Origin of the sequence: Acinetobacter sp. YH12021, from assembly GCF_013420145.1 — a bacterium.
GTDB classification, from domain to species: domain Bacteria; phylum Pseudomonadota; class Gammaproteobacteria; order Pseudomonadales; family Moraxellaceae; genus Acinetobacter; species Acinetobacter towneri.
The window spans coordinates 478,536-500,023 of sequence record NZ_VOYT01000001.1 but is presented as its reverse complement, the minus strand read 5'-3'; the positions used below and the strand labels follow the sequence as shown (position 1 = coordinate 500,023).

General features: G+C 41.9%; 17 protein-coding genes. 9 read left to right on the top strand and 8 right to left on the bottom strand.

The annotated features are described in order from the left end of the window. Nucleotides 1–71: 71 nt before the first annotated feature. Nucleotides 72–803 carry a phosphoadenylyl-sulfate reductase gene (locus FTT91_RS02290; RefSeq protein ID WP_180168890.1) on the bottom strand — a complete coding sequence of 244 codons (732 nt, stop codon included), beginning with the start codon at nt 801–803 and terminating at the stop codon, nt 72–74. Between the two features lie 190 nt (nt 804–993). Here FTT91_RS02290 and thrH point away from each other — a divergent pair, with 190 nt between their 5' ends. Then, a complete protein-coding gene (gene thrH / locus FTT91_RS02285; protein WP_104852373.1) occupies nt 994–1,611 on the top strand; it encodes a bifunctional phosphoserine phosphatase/homoserine phosphotransferase ThrH in 618 nt (205 codons plus the stop codon). A gap of 72 nt (nt 1,612–1,683) precedes the next feature. Here thrH and FTT91_RS02280 read toward each other — a convergent pair whose 3' ends face one another. The 6 genes from FTT91_RS02280 to FTT91_RS02255 all read right to left on the bottom strand — a co-directional run bounded on the left by FTT91_RS02280 (nt 1,684) and on the right by FTT91_RS02255 (nt 10,266). After that, complete coding sequence (locus FTT91_RS02280) at nt 1,684–2,865, bottom strand: OmpP1/FadL family transporter (protein WP_180168889.1); 1,182 nt, start codon at nt 2,863–2,865, stop codon at nt 1,684–1,686. 309 nt (nt 2,866–3,174) lie between these two features. After that, entirely contained in the window at nt 3,175–4,359 is a 1,185-nt protein-coding gene (locus FTT91_RS02275; RefSeq protein ID WP_180168888.1) for an OmpP1/FadL family transporter, read from the bottom strand. Nucleotides 4,360–4,715: 356 nt separating this feature from the next. Further along, nucleotides 4,716–6,338, bottom strand: a complete 1,623-nt coding sequence (locus tag FTT91_RS02270; RefSeq protein ID WP_180168887.1) for an iron ABC transporter permease — start codon at nt 6,336–6,338, stop codon at nt 4,716–4,718. 87 nt (nt 6,339–6,425) lie between these two features. Then, a complete protein-coding gene (locus FTT91_RS02265; RefSeq protein WP_180168886.1) occupies nt 6,426–7,442 on the bottom strand; it encodes an extracellular solute-binding protein in 1,017 nt (338 codons plus the stop codon). A 21-nt stretch (nt 7,443–7,463) separates the two neighbouring features. Continuing rightward, nucleotides 7,464–8,597, bottom strand: coding sequence for an ABC transporter ATP-binding protein (locus tag FTT91_RS02260; protein ID WP_180168885.1), 1,134 nt, complete (start codon nt 8,595–8,597; stop codon nt 7,464–7,466). Between the two features lie 313 nt (nt 8,598–8,910). Then, a complete protein-coding gene (locus FTT91_RS02255) occupies nt 8,911–10,266 on the bottom strand; it encodes an amino acid permease (RefSeq protein WP_178318284.1) in 1,356 nt (451 codons plus the stop codon). Between the two features lie 321 nt (nt 10,267–10,587). Between FTT91_RS02255 and prpF the strand changes: the two genes are divergently transcribed. Together prpF and FTT91_RS02245 are read left to right on the top strand one after the other, a co-directional pair. Further along, nucleotides 10,588–11,778: a 2-methylaconitate cis-trans isomerase PrpF gene (prpF, locus tag FTT91_RS02250; RefSeq protein WP_180168884.1), complete on the top strand. Its 1,191-nt coding sequence runs from the start codon at nt 10,588–10,590 to the stop codon at nt 11,776–11,778. 195 nt (nt 11,779–11,973) lie between these two features. Beyond that, nucleotides 11,974–12,909 (top strand): polyprenyl synthetase family protein, encoded by a 936-nt coding sequence (locus FTT91_RS02245; RefSeq protein WP_180168910.1) that lies wholly within the window; start codon nt 11,974–11,976, stop codon nt 12,907–12,909. 124 nt (nt 12,910–13,033) lie between these two features. On the opposite strand, the gene FTT91_RS02240 is transcribed toward FTT91_RS02245, so the two are convergent. Continuing rightward, a complete protein-coding gene (locus FTT91_RS02240; RefSeq protein ID WP_004975444.1) occupies nt 13,034–13,390 on the bottom strand; it encodes a hypothetical protein in 357 nt (118 codons plus the stop codon). Nucleotides 13,391–13,830: 440 nt separating this feature from the next. Between FTT91_RS02240 and ndhC the strand changes: the two genes are divergently transcribed. The 6 genes from ndhC to nuoG all read left to right on the top strand — a co-directional run bounded on the left by ndhC (nt 13,831) and on the right by nuoG (nt 21,487). Continuing rightward, nucleotides 13,831–14,376: an NADH-quinone oxidoreductase subunit A gene (gene ndhC, locus FTT91_RS02235; RefSeq protein ID WP_004975445.1), complete on the top strand. Its 546-nt coding sequence runs from the start codon at nt 13,831–13,833 to the stop codon at nt 14,374–14,376. Nucleotides 14,377–14,382: 6 nt separating this feature from the next. Further along, nucleotides 14,383–15,060, top strand: a complete 678-nt coding sequence (locus FTT91_RS02230) for an NADH-quinone oxidoreductase subunit B family protein (protein ID WP_004975447.1) — start codon at nt 14,383–14,385, stop codon at nt 15,058–15,060. A gap of 85 nt (nt 15,061–15,145) precedes the next feature. Next, on the top strand, nt 15,146–16,933 hold the full coding sequence (nuoC, locus tag FTT91_RS02225) for an NADH-quinone oxidoreductase subunit C/D (RefSeq protein WP_004975450.1): 1,788 nt from the start codon (nt 15,146–15,148) through the stop codon (nt 16,931–16,933). 14 nt (nt 16,934–16,947) lie between these two features. Continuing rightward, nucleotides 16,948–17,457, top strand: a complete 510-nt coding sequence (gene nuoE / locus FTT91_RS02220) for an NADH-quinone oxidoreductase subunit NuoE (protein WP_004975451.1) — start codon at nt 16,948–16,950, stop codon at nt 17,455–17,457. Then, on the top strand, nt 17,454–18,791 hold the full coding sequence (nuoF, locus tag FTT91_RS02215) for an NADH-quinone oxidoreductase subunit NuoF (protein ID WP_004975453.1): 1,338 nt from the start codon (nt 17,454–17,456) through the stop codon (nt 18,789–18,791). Before nuoE ends, nuoF begins: the two co-directional genes overlap by 4 nt. 11 nt (nt 18,792–18,802) lie before the next feature. Further along, nucleotides 18,803–21,487, top strand: coding sequence for an NADH-quinone oxidoreductase subunit NuoG (gene nuoG, locus FTT91_RS02210; protein ID WP_180168883.1), 2,685 nt, complete (start codon nt 18,803–18,805; stop codon nt 21,485–21,487). Nucleotide 21,488: the final 1 nt, after the last annotated feature.

The following is a 21,488-nucleotide window of genomic DNA, read 5'->3' as shown; positions in this document are numbered from 1 at the left end:
GTGATTTTTGCGCCATCGCAAGTCAATAAAAATCACAGTAAAACTGTGATTTTTATTGTAGTAACAGATTTTTATTTTAAATTTCCAGCATGTAGACCGCATTCTTTGTGCGTTGCTTCTTCCCACCACCAACGACCTTCGCGTTCATGTTGATTTGGCAACACAGGGCGGGTGCAAGGTTCACAGCCAATTGAAATAAAACCTTCTACATGCAAACGATTGTATGGAATTTCCATCATGCGAATGTAATTCCATACGTCACTGCTTGACCAGTTTGCCAGTGGATTGTATTTGATTAATTGCTTGTTAGGGCCTGAAAATCCTGCATCTGCTTGTACGACAGGAATATCTTGGCGTGTACCCGGACTTTGGTCTTTACGTTGTCCTGTAATCCAGCCGTCTAGTGTTGCCAGTTTTTTACGTAAAGGCTGAACTTTACGAATCCCACAACATTCCTGATGACCATCTTCAAAAAAGCTAAATAAGCCTTTTTCTTGTACCAACTGTTGCACTGCTTCGGTTTCAGGAAAGCAAATTTCGATCTCAATATTATAATATTTGCGTACAGTTTCTAAAAATTGATAGGTTTCAGGATGCAAACGTCCTGTATCTAAACTAAATACACGAAATGGCAAACCTAAATTGGATGCCATATCAATCAGCACCACATCCTCTGCACCTGAAAATGAAATCGCGACTTCGCCTTGCTGACTTAAGGCAAGTTTTAAAATGTCGCTCGGTGATTTATCGGCATATTCAGTCGCGAGTGCATCAACAATATCTATGGTGGGAATGGTGTGCATAAGTCTTCCTGCAGTCGGCTTGAGGGCTAATCTTTGTTCTTGAGCGGATTATTTTAATGGAATTCCTAAAAAGGTCTTATCACTAAAAAATAAATGCTTATGAATGAAATAGATTTAAAAAAGAACAAGGCAAATAGCAAATCTTCGGCTATGATAGGGAAAAACTTTTACAGGTATTTTGGGAGAACCCATGGAAATCGTATGTCTTGATCTTGAAGGTGTGTTAGTTCCAGAAATTTGGATTAACTTTGCTAAAAAAACTGGAATTAAAGAACTTGAAGCAACCACACGTGATATTCCTGACTACGATGTGTTGATGACTCAGCGTTTAAATATCTTGAAACAGCATGGTTTAGGTTTAAATGATATTCAAGCCGTAATTGCAGATATGGGACCATTCCCAGGTGCAAAAGAGTTTGTTGAATGGGTTAGCACTCACTTTCAGTTGATTATTCTTTCAGATACTTTCTATGAGTTTGCTCATCCGTTAATGAAACAATTAGGTTGGCCAACTATTTTCTGCCATAAATTGGAAACTGATGAAAATGGCATGATCACTGCGTATAAATTACGTCAACCAGATCAAAAACGTCAGGCGGTAAAAGCTTTACACGGTTTAAATTTCCGTGTGATTGCTGCGGGTGATTCGTATAACGATACGACCATGCTTGGTGAAGCAGACAAAGGTTTCTTGTTTGATGCACCAGACAATGTAATTGCAGAATTCCCGCAATTCCCGGCCATTCATGGTTATGAAGCATTGAAAGAGGCGATTCGTGGTGCTTCGGTACGAGATATTCCTGCTTAATCTGAAGCTGAATACAATAAAGGGCATCATTTGATGCCCTTTGTTTTTATGCGATATTAACAGTGCATTGATTTAGAAGCGGTAGCCGATTTTTAGACCATAACCCAAAGCATAGTTGTCTTCAAATTCACCAACGTCTGTTGTACCCGTACGTGCAGTGGCATCACCCAACCAAAAATATTTTACGCCAGCTTGAATAAAATAGTTTTCTGCTGGGCTATATTGACCACCTAAGCCAACACTCCAATAACCTTCTGTTGGACCTAAAGTGGTGACAGGGTTACCCGCACCAGAGTCATAACCTACAGAAGCAGAACCAGACCAATGACTATTAAACTTGCGACCCACGCCTACGGTTGCAGACCATTGATCATCTGAATAGTCGATGAGGTTTTGGCGCTGTGCTGTAGGTTTTTGGATAATGGATAAATCCCCTAATAGTGAGGGTTTAACAGCAAATTGATCCCAATGTACCCAGCGAATATTGGCAAAAACTAAAGTATTCGCTGCAATACCTGTTTGAAAATCTATATTTACAGATTGTGGTGTTGTTGCATTTAGTTTTTCTAAGCGTGTTTCTTCAATTCCATTTGGTAAGTGGGGGAGGTAACCCGCAGGAATTTTTATATCCGATGTTTCTACTGAGTTAGCATTGTGCTTAATTTCAGAACGATAGGTAACAGCAGTCTTTAATGCAATTTCTGGAATTTGATAAGCAAAACCAGCAAGCCAACCCCAAGCTTCTTCCTTTTTAACCTCAATGTTGTAACCAGTATTACCATACGCTTGACCACGTAAATTAATATCTGCTTCTACTGTCTGCCAAACTGGTCCAGCGTAGAAATTCCAGTTTTCTGTAGGTTGGTAACCAATTAAAGCGGTAAGATTGTGTGTTTCAACTTCAACTTTTGTGCCTTCAATTCCATTAGTAAACATGCTCTGTTCTAGGCTATACATCGCATCTGCACCAAATGGCTGGTCATATAAAAGACCTAAAGAAATTTGTTCAGTCGCTTGTACTTTAATTGCAGCGGAAGGGAAGTAATAGTCTTCAGCCATATCGCTGACGTTATTTTTTATAAGATCTTTTCCTTTAACTGTTGGATCTAAAATTGAAATACCTGCTTCTGCATAATTGCCTGATTGTAAAAATGCAGCAATAGATTGACCAGAACGGTCTAAACCAGCAGCAAGCGCAGGTGTAAGTGGGAGAGTGCTAAGTAAAATAGCCGAATAGATTTTATTGAGCTTCATGGTCGTTCCCTGATGCTTTATGTAACAAAAAGTGCAGGAAAAGTAACATATTTAAAAAAAGAGTAAATGCTCAACTTCGTAGAATAAATGAACTGAATAAGTTATAAATTGTACTTGATTAGAGTAAATGTACTATTAATTAATTTTAAATAATTGAATTTTATTGAATAATTTTTTGGATGGATGTTCGGGTAAGTATAAGTTTGATTGTTCTAAATTTGAACATTTGGTTAACACTTGTATAAAAACGAGGAGTTTTAAGTGCAAAAAAAGCCACCCCGACGGATGGCTCTTTTGAAAAACAATAGATTAGAAGCGGTAACCGATTTTTAAACCATAACCAATAGCGTCGTTATCCTCAAAGTTACCAACATCATTGATTATTGGAGTTAAAGCTTTAGAGTCGCCTAACCAAAAGTATTTTACACCACCCGCAATAAAGTAGTTCGGTGCGGGTGAGTATTGAACACCTAGACCTACGTTCCAATAACCATCAATAGGTCCTAAAGTTGAAACTGGATTACCTGCACCTGAATCCCAACCCACTGAGACATTACCAGCCCATTTATCATTTAGTTTACGACCTATACCAGCAGTAGCATTCCACTGATCTTTATTATATTCAACTAAAGTGTCAGCAAGTCTAGTTGGTTGAGTAGATAGAAGGAATCCATATCCAGGAGGGGTGATAGAGAATCCATCCCAATTTACCCAGCGAACATTCAAGAATGCAACTGTATCAGCCATAATTCCTGACTGTAAATCAAGATTTACTGACTGAGGAGTGGTTACAGTAGTATTGTCACTTGTAGCCATCCCTAATCCAGCATTTACCATTGGATTAGCGGCACTTTCTTTAGTTTTTAAATCATGATCGATTTCTGATCGATATGTTAATGAGGCTTTTAATGCGATTTCTGGAATTTGATAAGCAAAACCAGCTGCCCAACCGAAAGCGTCATCTGAAGCCATATCAGCATCATAACCTTGGGCAACACTACTATAAGCTAAACCTCTTAAATGCACATCGCCTTTAACCTGTTGCCATACTGGCCCAGCATAAAAATTCCAATTAGCATTTGGTTGGAAACCAAACAATAATGTTAGATTATCGCTATGAACTTCAGCTGAAGTGCCTTCTCCACCAAATGAAAAGGCGCTTGCTACTGGGTTTGGTGCGGAATATTCAGCTTTAGCTCCAAATGGTTGGTCATATAATAGACCAACAGAAATTTGATCGGTTGCTTGGATTTTTAAAGCAGCTGTTGGGAAATAATATGAACTAGCCATATCACCCGTAGCTTGGCTTCCTAATGCAGCAGAAGTGGTTCCAGAAACATCCGCATCTAATACAGAGATACCTGCTTCAAAGTAATTACCGGGTTGCAGGAAGGCTGCAATAGATTGGCCTGAACGGTCCATTGCTGCAGCAAAAGCACCTGTCATTGGTACAGTTGCTAAAATCATTGCTGTGCTAAGTGCTTTTAATTTCATTATACATTTCCCTTGGGCTATAAAGTCTTTTATGACAGTTTTTGTTGATGCTTTAAGCTTTCATTTAGGATGATTTCGACTTGTGCAAACCGAGACCATTTGTTACTCCATGTGACAAAAATATCACAATTAAAATAAGAGTAAATGCTCTAGAAAAAACTAATCAGTATAAAAAACACGCTGAATAGAGCATTTGTTCTAATTGGTGTGGGTTTTTGGCTTGTTAGTGATTGAAATTAAATAATAAAATTTAAAAATCAATCTCTTGTTTAAATGTTTTTAATTGGTTAAAAAAAATACTTTTTTATCAAAACTCATTTTGTTGCAAGGCATATCTTGCAACAAAATGGGGTGCATTAACGTGTGGTTTTTCCAAGCTTTGCCAAAAGAATGACAGGAATCAGCCCAACCAATACAATTAGTAAAGCTGCTACGGCACCATCTTCATAAGTGCCCCTAGAGGCTTCTGCATATAGCTGGGTAGCGAGTGTTTCCATATTTAAGGGACGGAGCAACAAAGTGGCAGGCAGCTCTTTCATGCAATCTACAAAAATTAATAAAGCTGCAGAAATAATAGCAGGGCGTAATAATGGCAGGTGTACACGCCACAACAGTGCAAAGTTGTTTTGCCCTAAATTGCGTGCAGCATCATCAAAAACACCATGAATACGGTTGTAGCCAGACTCAATGCCGCCCACCGAAATAGCTAAAAAACGCACAGCGTAAGCATAAATGAGGGTAAAACTAGTACCGAGAAATAATAAACCTGTGTGTATCCCTAATTTAAATTCTAAAAAATCTGCAATGGCATGATCAATTTTGCCCAAAGCTAGCATGAGACCAATGGCTAAAACGGTTCCTGGAATGGCATAACCTAAACTGGCAATACGGCTAAACCAAGTGTGTTTACTAAAACGTGCCGCACTTACAATAAAGAAACCAATCAAAATAGTTACCACAGTTGCAAGACTGGCAAGGATTAGTGTGTTGATTGAGGCTTGTAATAGGAAATCTGAAAAGCCCGCATATTGAATGCGTTTATAGGATTCGACCAATAAATGACTGGTGGGAATTAAAAAGCCAATACAAACAGGAATTAAGCCCAAGCCTAGTAACACAAGTGCTTTAAGCCCTTTGACCGATTGTGCAGGCATTAAACGGCTGCGTTGAGCTGAGTTCATATAACGCTGTTTACGCCGACCTAAACGCTCTACTAACACCAATAAGGTAATAATCATCAACATGAAAATGGCAATTTGCGCTGCGCCTGCCAAGTCGGATTGATTGGTCCAGGTTGAATAAATCGACAAAGTTAAGGTTTTAATACCTAAAAATTCTGTTGCGCCAATATCATTAATGGTTTCCATTAAAACCAGACTGGTACCCACAGCAATGGCAGGACGTGCCAGTGGAATCGCAACCCGTAAAAACACTTGATCGGGTTTTAATCCTAAGGTACGTGCCACTTCAATTAAACTGGCCGATTGCATCAGAAACATCGCACGAGTGCTTAAATACACATAGGGATACAGCACAAAGCTCAATAAGAAGATGCCGCCCCAAACGGTACGAATATTGGGAAACCAAAACTGTTGTAATTCTAAATTAAACCCATCCCGCAGGATACTTTGCACAGGACCAATAGGATGTAAAATGTCGATATAACTATACGCAATAATATAAGTTGGTACGGCTAAAGGCAGCAGTAAGGCCCAATCTAAAAATGCACGACCTCGGAATTGATACGCCGTTACAATCCATGCGCTGCCTGTACCAATCAGGATGGTGAGAATCCCCACACCCAACAATAAAATCCCTGTTTCTGCCAACGTGTGTGGAATTACATAACGCAGCAGATGCCCCCAAATTTCGCTATCACCTTGTAATGCTGTCCAAATTAAAGCGAGCACAGGTAAACAGGCGAGTAGCGTCAATAACCCACTGAGCGAAAATAAAAAATTAAATTTATTTTTAAGCATTGCAATAGAGGTACTAAATAAGGGGGAGGGATCAGCTAAGCATCTTACAGTGCAAAGCGATGCACTGTAAGACAAAAGCAGAAAATTTTAGCGGTTAAACTGGACTTTATCGACCAATAAGTTGGCGGCTTTACGGTGACGTGCAATATCGCTTAAACGAATTGAATCAATATTCAGTTTGCCAAAACTAGCGATAATCGGGTCAATTTTTACCCCAGGTTTTACTGGATATTCAAACCCATTTTGGGCGTAGATGGCTTGCGCGTGATCTGAAGCTAAAAACTCAAGCAGTTGTACAGCTTCTTTACGGTTTGGTGCATGCTTAGAGATCACTGCACCCGATACATTCACATGCGTACCACCATTTTTAAAACGTGGCAGCACGACATTAATGGCATTGCCCCAACGCTGTTGTTCAGCATCACCTGTACGCATGGTGCCAACGTAATAGGTGTTGGCCACGCCAATATCACAAATTTTACCTAAAATATCGCGGGCAACGTCACGGTCACCACCACTTGCTGGGCGTGCTAAATTGGCTTTCACGCCACGCAACCAAGTTTCGGCTTGTTTTTCACCATGATGGGCAATATACGCTGCAATTAAAGCAGTGTTATATGGATGGTTGCCTGAACGAATACAGATTTTATTTTTCCATTTTGGATTGGCTAAATCTTCATAAGTAATCGCATTAAGCGGTGTACGGTCTTTAGAGGCGTAGACTGCACGTGCACGCATCGACAAAGCATACCAATGTCCATTGGCTGCACGTAAGTTAGCAGGAATCGCACTATTTAATGTTTTAGAGCTAACTCGCTGGGTTAAGCCACCTTCTACCAAGTCCACTAAATTACCAAAATCTACGGTTAGCATGACATCGGCAGGTGAGCGACGACCTTCTGCTTTTACACGTTCCAATAAACCATCTTTAATAAAAACAGTATTTACTTTTACACCTGTTTTTTGCGTGAATTCAGTCAATAACGTTTGAATTAAAACAGGTTCACGTGTGGTGTATAGGTTAACTTCAGTTGCTTGCGCCACACTTGCACCAAACGCAAGTAGACCTGTAACAACCAGCGATAATTTAGACATTGGTTTCATACGGTATTCCTAATCGAAAATTTAAATGTGAATAGCAGCTAAAGCAGAATCTGGTGTGGTTGATGATTGCTCATCAGATGCCAAGAAAAAACAGCTGTTTAAATCTACAGAAACATAGACTTGTTCGGTATGCTGGAAATCTTGAAGATGATTAACTTGAGCCAAAAGTGTGAGCGCATGATTTTGTAGTTTTAGACGTAGTTGCTGCGCGTGTCCCATAAAGCTTGAAGACAGCACGCTTGCTGGTAATGCACCTTCACTAGGGGTTTTGCTGACACGAACTTGATGAGGGCGGAAGCAGCATTGCACTTGTTTTTGCGTAGATAAGTCTTGTGCTAAATCCTGCTGACCACGATCAACTTGACCAAAAATGGTGGAGATTGTTTGATTATTGACTTGTGCAGGAATTTCATTCAACGCAGAAAAATAGCGCGCTGCAAATAACGTTTTAGGTTGTAGGTAGAGTTGCTTAGGCGAGCCAATTTGAATGATTTGCCCTTGATGCATTAAGATAATTTGATCAGCAATTTGCAGCGCTTCTTCAGGATCATGCGTGACAATGACCGTAGTAGTTGCCGTTTGTTTTAAAATTTGAATGGTGCTTTGACGAATTTGATCACGCAGGCGATGATCCAAATTGGAAAAAGGTTCATCCATAAGTAAAACTTGCGGTTTAGGGGCTAATGCACGTGCCAAAGCTACTCGTTGTTGTTCACCGCCTGAAAGCGTGTAGGGGTAGCTGTCTTGATGATGCAGCATCGACACGTGTTCTAAGGCTTGTTTGGCAATTTCAGTACGTTGCGATTTAGGGAATTTTTTTAAGCCAAACATGACATTTTCCAGCACACTTAAATGTGGAAAAAGGGCGTAATCTTGAAAAACTAAACCAATGTTGCGTGATTCTGCAGGTATCTGTTGTTGTGCATCCCATAAAATATGCTGTTCGAGTTGAATAGAACCACTGCTTGGATTTTCCAAACCTGCAATTAAGCGCAGCATGGTGGTTTTACCGCATCCTGAGTGCCCCAACAAACAGACAATCTGCCCACTCATGGCAGACCATGTCGCATTTTGCACGGCAAAACGTGAACCAAACTTTTTACTCAGCTGTTGGATGGTCAATACATTGGCAGGTTGTGCAGCAAACGCATTCATGGATATTTCACACGACAAATTTTGTGCTCAAATAATAACTAAGAATTCTTCTCAAGTAGAGTCTTTTTATCATTTAGAATGTAAATGACCTTGGGGAGAGTATAAATTGGTTGAAATATCAATAAAAACAGCAGTGTTTTATTGGTTTATATTCTGAAAGAGAATCCTACAGCAGGATTAAAAATTTGAAGGTTTTATAACCACACTCTACCGAGAGTTGAACTTACAAGCGAAAAGACAAAATCGAGCTATAAAAAAAAGTTACTGCCGAAGCAGTAACTTTTTAAATGGGGCGATATAAATGCAATCCAAATTAAGGTTTTTTGGAATTAAGCACCTTAAACAGAATGAACATTAAAACAATCCAGACTGGAATCATAATGACTGATTCTTTGAAGCCTTGAGTCCACATAATGTATAGCACCACAGCAATGAAGGCCAACACCAGATAGTTACTGAATGGCGACCAAAGTGCAGGGAACTTGGTTGGAACAGCCAATTTTTTCAAAGTACTGCTGAATTTTAAGTGGGTTAAACTGATCATTGCCCAGTTTAAAACCAATGCACCCACAACAATATACATGAGGTGGCTTAAAGCTTCTTCGGGTACAAAGTAGTTCAACAATACACAGCCGAAAATTAATACCGCAGAGAATAATACTGCTGGAATTGGCACACCTTGTTTATTCACTTTTAGGAAAATTTTTGGTGCGTTACCTTGTTTGGCCAAACCAAACAGCATACGGCTGTTGGCATACATCCCACTGTTATACACAGAAAGTGCCGCAGTCAAAATCACGAAATTCAGTAAGTGCGCTGCCCATTCAATGCCCATTTGACTAAAAATCATTACGAATGGACTTTTATCTAAACCACCTAAATCTAACTGATTCCAAGGCACTAAAGACAATAGAATGGTGAGTGAACCGATATAGAAAATTAGAATACGGAACACCACTTGGTTAATGGCTTTAGGAATGGTTTTTTCAGGATCTTGCGCTTCTGCGGCAGCCATACCAATCAACTCAATGCCGCCAAAGGCAAACATGAGGAATGCCAGCATGAAGAACAAACCTTCAAAGCCATTCGGGAAGAACCCCCCATGCGCCCAAAGGTTGCTGAATGATGCGGTTGAATTGGCATCTGCAGAAAGTAAGAGATATAAACCAAACACAATCATCGAAACCACAGCAGCGACTTTAATGATTGCTAGCCAGAATTCTGACTCACCATAGAACTTTACATTGCCCAAGTTAATAATGGTAATCACAATGAAAAAGAACAATGCCGAAGTCCAAGCAGGAATATGCGGCCACCAGTAGTTAATATATTTGGCAACTGCGGTGAGTTCTGCCATTGCCACCAAAATATACAAAATCCAGTAGTTCCAACCTGCTAAAAAGCCAGGGAATTTACCTGCATATTTATAGGCAAAGTGACTGAATGATCCTGCAACGGGCTCATGAACAATCATTTCCCCCAATTGGCGCATAATTAAAAATGCAATAAGACCACCAATGGCGTAACCCAAAATAATAGAAGGGCCAGCAGATTGGATGACCTGCGCGGAACCTAAGAATAAGCCTGTACCAATTGCGCCACCCATGGCAATCAATTGAATATGGCGGTTCTTTAAGCCACGCTGAAGTTGTGAAGACTCGTTGTTCAAAGTATTCAGCCCGACAAGGAAAAAGTGACAAGATTGTAATAGATCAAATTTCATTAGCCTAGTAGCTAGACAATAATGAAATAAATTTATGATAAATATTAAAATATTTTATGGTTTTTATTTGTATAAAAGATAAGTGAATCAATATATTAATTTTATTTTTGCCTTATAAATCAAGATGACTGGTTAGGGTGAAATTTACCAAATGTTGTTTTTTTATACTTAAGTCAAGACCGCGATACCTTTTGAATAAAAACCGTTATGATGCAAAAGGGTCTTTTTATATGGCCATAACAATCAAAAAACAAGGGAATAAAATTCATGCGTTTTGCACCACAAGTTAAAATTCCAGCGACTTATATGCGCGGCGGTACCAGTAAAGGCGTATTTTTTAAACTTGATGATTTACCTGTAGCAGCACAGCAGCCAGGCAAAATTAGAGATCAAATTTTATTACGCGTCATTGGCAGTCCAGACCCTTATGCCAAGCAAATTGATGGAATGGGCGGTGCAACTTCAAGCACCAGCAAAACGGTAATTTTGGCGAAAAGTACGCAGCCCGATCATGATGTCGATTATCTGTTTGGACAGGTTTCGATTGATCAGCCTTTTGTGGATTGGAGTGGTAACTGCGGTAACTTAACAGCTGCAGTCGGTGCATTTGCCATTAGTAATGGTTTGGTCGATGCAAGCAAAATTCCAGAAAATGGTGTGTGCACAGTACGCATTTGGCAAAAAAATATTGAAAAAACCATTATTGCGCATGTACCGATGACCAACGGTCAGGTGCAGGAAACAGGTGATTTTGAGTTGGATGGCGTGACTTTTCCTGCCGCAGAAGTACAAATTGAATTCTTAGACCCTGCCGATGATGGCGAAGAAGGTGGGGCAATGTTCCCCACTGGAAATGTGGTGGATACTTTGCATGTGCCAGATATAGGAACATTTCAAGCGACCTTTATTAATGCGGGTATTCCAACAATTTTCCTAAATGCAAAAGAAATTGGTTATACAGGCACAGAACTGCAAGATGCAATCAATGGCGATGCACAAGCTTTGGCACGTTTTGAAACCATTCGCGCTTATGGTGCTAAACAAATGGGTTTGATTCAGGAAATTGCTGAAGCTGAAAAACGCCAACATACGCCAAAAATTGCCTTTGTTTCTGCGCCAAAAAGTTATGTATCTTCAAGTGGTAAACAAATTCAGGCTGAAGATACCGATTTATTGGTACGTGCATTGTCGATGGGTAAATTACACCATGCCATGATGGGCACAGCCGCAGTCGCGATTGGTACAGCCGCAGCTATTCCGGGAACATTGGTCAACTTGGCTGCAGGTGGGGGTGCGCGTGAAGCTGTACGTTTTGGACATCCATCAGGTACGCTTCGTGTGGGTGCGCAAGCCGTACAGGAAAATGGACAATGGCAAGTCAAAAAAGCCGTGATGAGTCGTAGTGCACGTGTGTTAATGGAAGGTTGGGTGCGTGTACCTGCGGAAACATTAGAATAAGTTTTGTTTGCAGTGCAAGGCGCAGTGAAGGATAGGGTAGACGAAGTGTCAACAGACCCTAATTAACTACATATAGCCTCTATCTCGATAGGGGCTTATTTATGGCTGAAATGTTATATCAGTTCAGTTAAGGCTTAAAAAACTTTGAATTACAGGTACAATGCTGCAACACAGGCAGCTTACTACTTATTAGACATGAACCAACAACACGAGGCGAATGTGTCATCACTTCACGATTTACAGGCGCATGCATTAACCGTAGCCCAACAACGTATTCAGCAAGACTTGCTTACCGCTCTAGAGGCTTTTGCATTGCCAGAACCGTTAAAGTCTGCCGTGCATCATGCCGTCATGTTGGGTGGAAAGCGTGTTCGTCCTGCCTTGTGTTATGCCACCGCAGCATTAAGACCGAATCAGAACTCTGCTGCGGTACGCCGTGCTGCGGTTGCAATTGAACTGATCCACTGTTATTCGTTGGCACATGATGATTTGCCGTGTATGGACAATGACTTATTGCGTCGTGGGCAACCAACTTGCCATGCCGCGTATGGTGAAGATACAGCATTGTTGGCAGGCGATATTTTACAGTCGATGGCATTTGAAATTTTAGGCAGTCGTTTGTTTGATCAGGCTGCTGCGGTAGATCAAGACATTGTCCTCAAACAGATGCAAATTTTAGCCACTGCTTCTTCAAAAATGGTCTGTGGACAGGTTTTAGATTTGCAGTCTGAAGGTAAACAGGTTGATCAGGCGACTTTGGAGAATATCCACCGCAATAAAACAGGGGCTTTAATTTCTGCAGCGGTGATGATGGCAGCTGTGACCGTGTTTGATGGGCGAGATAAAGCGATTCCACAATTGCGTGAATATGCGCAGGCAATTGGTTTAGCCTTTCAGGTACAAGACGATATTTTAGATATTATTTCGGATACTGAAGTGTTAGGTAAAACTGCGGGGAAAGATGAACAAGTTGAAAAGTCGACCTATCCTGCACTCATGGGCTTGGAAAAAGCACAGGCTTATGCACAAGAATTGCACGATCAAGCCTTTGCTGCATTGGCATATTTTAAAACTGATACCGTCTTAGAGTTACAGCAGATTTCAGAGTTTTTATTGTCACGTAAAAGCTAAATTATTTTAGATGTGGTTCTTGTGATAATAAATACTCAAAAGCGAGCAGATGCTCGCTTTTTTGTGCTTTATGAAAGTGTTAGCTGTTTTAAGCGACACACTTTAATGCAGATTCTATACGGCTTTATTCTTGCAGCGTTGCATCAGGTGGCAAAATTACTTTGCCTTGTTTTAAGCTGTCTAAAGCCTCACGGTTAAAATCTACCAATAAAGAATTGTTTTGTGGATCAATCGCATAACGGCTAATTAATTTTTGATCGCCTTGTAAGGTTTCAAGGCGGTATTCATCTGCAATATTCATAATGCCGTCTAAATTAATGGTGGCAGATGCTTTGTCTTGGCGAAATAATTCGTAAATATCACGCAGGTCAAAAATTGCATTTTGTGCGTCAGGATGTTTTTCAAAATAATTTTGCAAATGACGAATAAATAATTGCGCAAACATAAAGTAATTTGGTTTGTGGGTATAGTCTAAGCTCATGTGTTTACTCCTTATTATTCAAATTTTTAATGCTTACTAGGAATAGCACACTCTGAGTGAAAAATTAAAGAAACTCAGGGCTTAAGTTGCAAAAACTACACAAACTTTTGTACGGCTTAAACTAAGCTGAAACCTGAAGTTGCGATGATCTCTCTATAAATTTAAAAACTTTGCAACGAACCGCTCAATTGGTGTTTTGGAAAAAATAATCACAACTGACTTATCTATTTGTTAAAGCGATTAAGAGCCCTACGGAGTAGTGGAATTCTAAAATATCAAGTATTTGAATAAAAAATCATCCGAAAGACTAAGACTTATGAACTAGCAAGTGAAATCATAAATCAGGTACAATTGGCGTGATTAATTTTGTGTTTGGTGTATTTGAAGGCCAATACATACATTCTTTGTTAATAAATAGGCCTGCCAGGAGTTATCCCCGCATGAGTGCCATTACTCCATACGAATGGGCAATTATTGCCTTCGTGATCGGCGTTACATTTTTATGCGTCTTTATGCTGACCGTTCCTTTACTCCTTGGGGGTAAATCATGGGGGCGTGCGAAGCAAGAGCAGTTTGAGTCGGGTGTTGTAGGTGCTGGTGGAGCACGTATCCGCTTATCTGCAAAGTTCTATTTGGTTGCAATTTTCTTCGTTGTTTTCGACTTAGAAGCACTTTATCTATACGCATGGGCAGCTTCTGTTCGTGAAGTAGGTTGGGTGGGCTTTGCAACGGCTGCTGTATTTATTTTAGTTTTACTCGTTGGCTTAATTTATGAATTATCAACTGGTGCGCTGAACTGGGCTCCATCTGATAAGCGTAAAGCAGCAGGGATTAAACCTAAAATTGGTTCGCCAAATATGGATCTTGCAGAAATCACACGCTTTAACTCAATTGAAGAATTGGTAACGGACCCTACCGGTCAAATTCCAGCTCAATCCTCTGGTCGTGTAAAAAAATCTGCGACTACCTCATCTGACAAGGAGTAACTCGGGATGAAATATACCTTAACCCGTGCGAATCCCGATGCTGATCAATATCCACTTCAAGAGCGTCAGATCGTAACCGATCCGCTTGAAGAAGAAGTGAATAAAAATGTGTTCATGACTCGTTTAGAGGACTTGGCACATACAGCAGTAAACTGGGGACGTAAGAACTCAGTTTGGCCGTTTAACTTTGGTACATCGTGCTGCTACGTAGAGTATGCAACTACCTTAACAGGTGTGCATGACTTGTCACGTTTTGGTGCAGAAGTTATTCGTGCTTCACCGCGTCAGGCAGACTTGATGATTGTTGCAGGTACGTGTTTTGTGAAAATGGCACCTGTAATTCAACGTTTGTACGAGCAAATGCTTGAGCCTAAGTGGGTAATCTCAATGGGCGCATGTGCAAACTCAGGTGGTATGTACGACATTTATTCAGTTGTGCAAGGTGTGGATAAAATCATTCCTGTGGATGTGTACATTCCGGGTTGCCCACCACGTCCTGAAGCATTAATCCAAGCATTGATGTTATTACAAGACCAAATTCAATTAGAGCGTCGTCCGTTGTCTGCGGTGATTGGTGATGATCTTAAGCCAGTATATAAGCCGAAGATGATGCCAGAACGTGACCGTAAGAATGCGCAGCGTATTGCGGTGAAAAACTTACGCTCTATGGATGAAATTAAATAATTTAAACGTACAAATATTGATGCACCCGACGGGTGTAGTTGTCGTTTAGGTTGACTGAATTTGTATTAAATAGGAAGCCAAGCCAATGGCTGAAACTGACATTGCTATGCCAGAATCAACAGCAGTTGATTCACGCCCAGCATTTGCAATTGTAGAAGAGCTCAAAACCAAATTTGGTGAGAACTTCTATGTGCAAACGACTTTTGAAGATTTTCCAACAGTCTGGGTTGAGCGCGCACGTGTACAAGAAGTTTTAATGTTCTTGCGTACAGTGTCACGTCCATACGTGATGTTGTTCGACTTGTCTGCGGTAGATGAGCGTTTGCGTACTCACCGCGATGGTCTACCTGCGTCTGACTTTACTGTGTTCTATCACTTGTTATCGCTAGAGCGTAACACGGACATTCGTATTAAAGTTGCGTTGAATGAGAGTGATCTCAATATTCCAACAGCAACCAACATTTGGCCAAATGCCAACTGGTACGAGCGTGAAGCTTACGATATGTTTGGTATCAACTTCGAAGGGCATCCAATGCTTCGTCGTATCTTGTTGCCAACATATTGGGAAGGTCATCCGTTACGCAAAGAGTATTCTGCACGTGCAACGGAATATACACCGTATATGCAGAACCAAGCCAAACAAGACTTCGAGCAAGAACACCTTCGCTTTGTGCCTGAAGATTGGGGCTTAAAGCGCGGTAATAAAGACGAAGACTTCATGTTCCTGAACTTGGGTCCTAACCACCCATCTGCGCACGGTGCGTTCCGTGTAATTTTGCAGTTGGATGGTGAAGAAGTGAAAGACTGTGTGCCAGATATCGGCTATCACCACCGTGGTGTGGAAAAGATGGCTGAGCGTCAAACTTGGCATTCATTCATTCCTTATACAGACCGTGTGGACTACTTGGGTGGTTGTGCGCAAAACATGCCGTATGTCATGGGTGTGGAACAACTGGCAGGCATTACTGTGCCAGACCGCGCACAATGTATCCGTGTCATGATGTCGGAATTGTTCCGTATCAATAACCACTTATTGTTCATTGGTACTGCAATTCAGGATGCGGGCGGTATGACCCCTGTATTCTATATGTTCGCAGACCGTCAAAAAATCTACGATGCGATTGAAGCTATTACGGGTTACCGTATGCATCCAGCATGGTTCCGTATCGGTGGTACCGCACACGACTTACCAAACAACTGGCAACACCTGATTCGTGAAATCTTAGAGTGGATGCCAAAACGTATGAACGAATACTACACTGCGGCATTACGCAACTCGGTATTCATGGGTCGTACGCAAGGCGTAGCGCAGTATGATGCGAAATCTGCCTTGGCTTGGGGTGTGACAGGTACTGGTTTACGTGCAACAGGTATCGACTTTGACGTGCGTAAATACCGTCCATACAGTGGTTATGAAAACTATGACTTCGAAGTACCTGTAGAGTACGAAGGCGATGCTTACGCTCGTGTACTGGTTCACTTCCGTGAAATCGAAGAGTCATTGAAAATCATCAAACAATGTCTAGATAACATGCCATCTGGTCCATATAAAGCAGACCATCCATTGGCTGTTCCACCACCAAAAGACAAGACATTACAAGATATTGAAACCCTGATTACGCACTTCTTAAGCGTGTCTTGGGGTCCTGTAATGCCTGCTGGTGAAGCATCTGTAATGGCAGAAGTGGTGAAAGGTGCATCGAATTACTACTTGACTTCAGATAAGTCAACGATGAGTTACCGTACCCGTATTCGTACACCAACTTTCACGCATTTACAGCAAATGCCTTCTGTGATTAACGGCAGTCTGGTATCTGACTTAATCATTTATTTAGCGACCATTGATGTCGTAATGGCAGACGTGGATCGCTAAGGGGTAAACGCATTATGATGATTTTGACTGATAAAAAGCCACGTGTGAATGTTGAAGGGATTTTGACTGCGGAAGAAATCCATGAAATTGAACATCACATTGGTCATTATCCGTACCCACGTGCAGCATCTTTAGATGCCTTGAAGTGTGTACAGCGCCGTAATGGCTGGGTAGATGATGCGCAGTTAAATGCGATTGCACAGCTTCTCACCATCAGCGTTGCTGATTTAGAAGGTGTCGCAACATTCTATAACCGTATTTATCGCCAGCCTGTAGGTCGTCACGTGATTTTATTGTGTGACTCGATTGCATGCTTTTTGATGGGTGCAGAAACACTTGCAGAAGCATTCCAGCGTGAATTAGGCATTCAGTTTGGTCAAACGACTGCAGATGGTCGTTTCACGTTATTGCCAATTTGCTGTTTAGGAAATTGCGATAAGGGTCCAACCTTGATGATTGATGAAGATACTCACGGTTTAGTTGAGGTGACATCGGTGCAACAGTTATTGGAGAAGTATGTATGAATACCGAACCAAGACCAATTTATGGTGACGGTAACCCAGAAACGCATCCATTAACTTGGCGTTTAAGCAAGCAAGAGCACGTGCGTAATGCAGATGATTACGAAGCACTAGAAGGCTATGCAGGCTTTAAGAAAGCGATTTCTATGCCGCCTAAAGATGTGCTTGAAGTCATTAAAGCTGCGACAGTGAAAGGTCGTGGTGGTGCAGGCTTCCCAGCAGGGATCAAATGGTCACTGATGGCACCAAACGACAATTCAGGTCCACGTTACCTGATTTGTAATGCCGATGAGATGGAACCGGGTACTTTCAAAGACCGTTTGTTGATGGAAAAACTTCCACACCAACTGATTGAAGGTATGCTGATTGCTGCGTACACGCTTGAAGCAACCCACGGCTATATCTTTATTCGTGGCGAATACATCGAAGCTGCACAGTACTTAAATGAAGCGATTGAGCAAATTCGTGCCAAAGGTTATTTGGGCGAAAACATTTTAGGTACTAACTGGGGCTTTGAACTATACGTGCACACGGGCGCAGGTCGTTATATCTGTGGTGAAGAAACCGCATTGATTAACTCGCTTGAAGGTCGTCGTGCTAACCCACGTACTAAACCACCATTCCCGCAAGTTGCAGGGGCATGGGGTCGTCCAACGATTGTCAACAACGTAGAAACCTATAACAACTTACCTGCAATCATGTTGCGTGGTGCAGAGTGGTATATCGGTTTATCTGCAGGTAAATCGAAAGACCCTGGCACAAAAATTTACGGTGCTTCTGGTAAGGTGAAATTCCCAGGTCTATGGGAGCTTCCATTTGGTACGACTGCACGTGAAGTAATTGAAGACTATGCGGGTGGCATGCGTGATGGCTTGAAGCTAAAAGCATGGTTACCGGGTGGTGCATCTACCGACTTCTTGGCAGCAGAACACATTGACTTGCCTATGGATGCAGAAAGCATCATGAAGGCAGGTTCACGTTTAGGCACGTGTTTGCTTATGGTGGTCGATGAAACCCAATGTATGGTTTCTGCAACCCGTAACTTAGAAGAATTCTTTGCGCGCGAATCATGTGGTTTCTGTACCCCATGTCGTGATGGTTTACCGTGGGCTGTAAAAGCACTCAAAGCAATTGAAAATGGCGAAGGGAAAGAAGAAGACATTCAACATCTTCAAGAACTCACCAAAAAATTGTGGATTGGTAAGACCTTCTGTGCTCACGCACCAGGTGCGATGGAGCCATTAATGGGCGCACTCAAATATTTCCGTGGCGAGTTTGAAGCAAAAGTGGCAAATAGCCGTCCTGCTGCTCAAGCTAGCAACGTAGAACAAGCTTAAGGAATTCGACTATGGCTACAATTCATGTCGATGGAAAATCGTACGAAGTCAATGGCTCGGAAAACTTGCTGCAAGCATGTTTGAGCCTTGGGATCGACATTCCGTACTTTTGTTGGCATCCATCCTTAGGTTCTGTCGGTTCTTGCCGTCAATGTGCCGTGACCCAATATGCGAACCCTGAAGATACTCGTGGTCGCTTGGTGATGTCATGTATGACACCTGCTGCTGACAATACCTATATCTCGATTGAAGACAAGGAAGCAACTGAGTTCCGTGCTTCAATTGTAGAGTTCTTGATGACCAACCACCCACACGACTGTCCAGTCTGTGAAGAAGGTGGTCACTGTCATTTACAAGATATGACTGTAATGACACAGCACGATCGTCGTCGTTACCGCTTTACTAAACGTACTCACTATAACCAAGAGCTTGGTTCGTTCATCGCGCATGAAATGAACCGTTGTATCGCGTGTTATCGTTGCGTGCGTTACTACAAAGACTATGCAGGCGGTACAGACTTTGGTGTCTATGCCAACGCATCACGTGTTTACTTTGGTCGTCCTGAATCGGGTACTTTGGAATCTGAATTCTCAGGTAACTTGACTGAAGTCTGTCCAACAGGTGTATTCACCGACAAAACTCACTCTGCGCGTTATAACCGTAAGTGGGACATGCAGTATGCGCCTAGCGTATGCCAAGGCTGTTCTTCAGGTTGTAACATCTCTCCGGGTGAGCGTTATGGCGAATTGCGTCGTGTAGAAAACCGCTTTAACGGTGAAGTCAACCAATACTTCCTATGCGATAAAGGTCGATTCGGTACAGGTTATGTGAACCGTGAAGATCGTCCACGTCAGCCACAGTTCCGTAATGGTGCGAGTGTAGAAACCATTTCTGTAGATACTGCACTTGATACGATTATTGCCAAAGTTCAAGGCAAAAAAGTTTTGGGTATTGGTTCGCCACGTGCATCGCTTGAATCAAACTTTGCTTTGCGTGAGTTAGTGGGTCAAGACAACTACTCAACAGGCTTATCGCAAAAAGAGCAAAACTTGGTAGAGCTTGCAGCTTCAATCATGCAAACCGAAGGTATTTACAACCCAGGTATGCGTGAAATTGAAGATTACGATGCTGTGTTAATTTTGGGTGAAGATTTAACCCAAACTGCACCACGTATGGCCTTGTCTGTTCGCCAAGCGGCGAAAAACAAAGCCAAAGAAATGGCTGCAGAGCGTCGTACCCCAGACTGGTTGGCTGAACCTGTGCAACGTATCGCACAAGATGCAAAATCACCAATTTACATTTTGGCTGCAACGCAAACGCGTTTAGCCGATGTCGCAACAGGTGAAGTGGTTGCATCTCCAAACGACATCGCACGTTTAGGTTTTGCGATTGCAGCTGCGGTTGCAGGTGAAGTGATCACTGGTTTAGATGACGATGCCAAAGCATTTGCACAAACTATTGCCGACACGTTAAAAGCTGCGAAAAAGCCATTGGTGATTTCAGGTACAAGCTTACAAGACGCTGCCATTATGGAAGCGGCTGCACAAGTGGCGCAAAACTTGGGTGCGAACGCAGGTTTAACCTTAACTGTGCCAGAAGTGAACTCAATGGGCTTGGCAATTTTAGGTGGTCAAAGCTTAGAACAAGCGTTTGCTCAAGATTATGATGCTGTGATTGTGGTTGAAAACGACTTATACCGTCGTTTGCCTGCAGCACAAGTTGATGCCGCTTTGGCAAAAGCACAAGATGTAATCGTGCTTGATCATGCTGAAACAGCAACTGTGCAAAAAGCCAACATCGTACTTTCTGCAGCAAGCTTTGCTGAGGGGGATGGTACTGTAGTGAGCCAAGAAGGTCGTGCTCAACGCTTCTTCCAAGTGTATGACCCAAGCTACTACAAACCTGAACTAGCAATCAAAGAATCTTGGCGCTGGTTACACGCACTTGAAACAGGCTTAAAAGGTAAAGCAATTTCTTGGACTGTTTTAGATGACGTGATTGAATCTGTTGCGAAAAATATTCCAGCACTTGAAGCAATTCAGGATGTTGCACCAGATGCAGGTTTCCGTGTACATGGCTTGAAAGTTGCGCGTGAACCACGTCGTTACTCAGGTCGTACTGCAATGCGTGCGCCGTTATCTATTCACGAGCCAAAACAACCGACCGATGTCGATTCTGCATTAACTTTCTCTATGGAAGGTTATGTTGGTAACCAAACACCATCGGCACTTGTACCATTTGCATGGTCTGCAGGTTGGAACTCACCACAAGCTTGGAACAAATTCCAAGACAATGTGGGCGGTCACTTAAAAGGTGGTGATTCAGGCATTCGTTTATTCGATCGCTTAGCAAAACGTCCTGCACGTAGCTATGTGGCACCAGCACCTGTGCTAGCTAATCCTGAAAGCTTCCGTTTAATTCCAATGCATCACATTTTTGCATCGGGTGAATTTACGGTGAAAACGCCTGCAATGGAAACGCGTATTCCTGAAGCTGTATTTGCTGTAGGCACTCAAGATGCGCAGCGTTTGAATGTACAAGATGGTCAAACAATTACCGTACAAGCAGGTGAAACGTCTATCGTACTGCCAGTACAAGTGATTGAATATTTACCTACAGGTTATATTGGCTACCCAATTGGTCTTGCACCAACGGTATCTCTTGCAGAGCCTGTTTCAGTCGCGGTAGGAGTGTAAT